Here is a 2,121-nt window from a genome sequence, read left to right on the forward strand (position 1 = left end):
CCTCCACGTCGTCCGGCCTGAGCACTGCTACCAGCAGCATCAGCAGCTTGTCGACGTCTACCTCGAGCGGCATCAGCAGCCTGTCGACCTCGACGTCGTCTGGTCTGAGCACGGCGACCAGCAGCATCAGCAGCCTGTCGACCTCGACGTCGTCTGGCCTGAGTACGGCGACCAGCAGCATCAGCAGCTTGTCGACGTCCACCTCGAGCGGTATCAGCAGCCTGTCGACCTCGACGTCGTCTGGCCTGAGCACGGCGACCAGCAGCATCAGCAGCTTGTCGACGTCTACCTCTAGCGGTATCAGCAGCCTGTCGACCTCGACGTCGTCTGGCCTGAGTACGGCGACCAGCAGCATCAGCAGCCTGTCGACTTCGACGTCGTCCGGCCTGAGCACTGCGACCAGCGGTATCTCCAGCTTGTCGACTGGTCTGAGCACGGCGAATAGCAGCGTGAGCAGCCTGTCGACTTCAACTTCGAGTGGTCTGAGCACCGCGACAAGCAGTATCGGCAGCCTGTCGACTTCGACGTCGTCCGGCCTGAGCACGGCGACCAGCAGCATCAGCAGCTTGTCGACATCGACCTCGAGCGGCATCAGCAGTCTGTCGACCTCGACGTCGTCTGGTCTGAGCACCGCTACCAGCAGCATCAGCAGCCTGTCGACCTCGACGTCGTCCGGCCTGAGCACGGCGACCAGCAGCATCAGCAGCCTGTCGACATCTACCTCGAGCGGTATCAGCAGCTTGTCGACTTCGACATCCTCTGGTCTGAGCACGGCGACCAGCAGCATTAGCAGCTTGTCGACGTCTACCTCGAGCGGTATCAGCAGCCTGTCGACCTCCACGTCGTCCGGCCTGAGCACCGCTACCAGCAGCATCAGCAGCTTGTCGACATCGACCTCGAGTGGTATCAGCAGCCTGTCGACCTCGACGTCGTCTGGACTGAGCACGGCGACCAGCAGCATCAGCAGCCTGTCGACGTCCACCTCGAGCGGTATCAGCAGCCTGTCGACTTCGACGTCGTCTGGCCTGAGTACCGCTACCAGCAGCATCAGCAGCTTGTCGACGTCGACCTCGAGCGGCATCAGCAGCCTGTCGACTTCGACGTCGTCTGGCCTGAGCACCGCGACCAGCAGCATCAGCAGCTTGTCGACGTCGACCTCTAGCGGCATCAGCAGCCTGTCGACCTCGACGTCGTCCGGCCTGAGCACGGCGACCAGCAGCATCAGCAGTCTGTCGACTTCGACGTCGTCTGGCCTGAGTACGGCGACCAGCAGCATCAGCAGCTTGTCGACGTCCACCTCGAGTGGCATCAGCAGCCTGTCGACTTCGACGTCGTCCGGTCTGAGCACAGCGACCAGCAGCATTAGCAGCCTGTCGACCTCCACGTCGTCTGGACTGAGCACGGCGACCAGCAGCATCAGCAGCTTGTCGACGTCGACCTCGAGCGGTATCAGCAGCCTGTCGACCTCGACGTCGTCTGGCCTGAGCACCGCGACCAGCAGCATCAGCAGCCTGTCGACCTCGACCTCCTCTGGGCTGAGCACTGCGACGAGCAGCATCGGTAGCTTGTCGACGTCTACTTCGAGCGGCATCAGCAGCCTGTCGACTTCGACGTCGTCCGGTCTGAGCACGGCGACCAGCAGCATCAGCAGCTTGTCGACGTCCACCTCGAGCGGTATCAGCAGCCTGTCGACTTCGACGTCGTCTGGCCTGAGCACGGCGACCAGCAGCATCAGCAGCTTGTCGACGTCGACCTCGAGCGGTATCAGCAGCCTGTCGACTTCGACGTCGTCTGGCCTGAGCACCGCGACCAGCAGCATCGGTAGCTTGTCGACGTCCACCTCGAGCGGTATCAGCAGCCTGTCGACTTCGACGTCGTCTGGCCTGAGCACGGCGACCAGCAGCATCAGCAGCTTGTCGACGTCTACTTCGAGCGGTATCAGCAGCCTGTCGACTTCCACGTCGTCTGGCCTGAGCACGGCGACCAGCAGCATCAGCAGCCTGTCGACGTCCACCTCGAGCGGTATCAGCAGCCTGTCGACTTCGACGTCGTCTGGCCTGAGTACGGCGACCAGCAGCATCAGCAGCTTGTCGACGTCGACCTCGAGCGGCATCAGCAGCC

At 62.8% G+C, this 2,121-nt stretch carries 1 protein-coding gene; it reads right to left on the reverse strand.

Going from position 1 to position 2,121, the window contains the following annotated elements:
• A partial coding sequence (locus NU688_RS33855; protein WP_257865362.1) for a hypothetical protein occupies positions 1 to 2,121 on the reverse strand: 2,121 nt, incomplete at both ends.

Source organism: Variovorax sp. ZS18.2.2, from assembly GCF_024701975.1.
In the GTDB taxonomy this organism is placed as follows: domain Bacteria; phylum Pseudomonadota; class Gammaproteobacteria; order Burkholderiales; family Burkholderiaceae_C; genus Variovorax.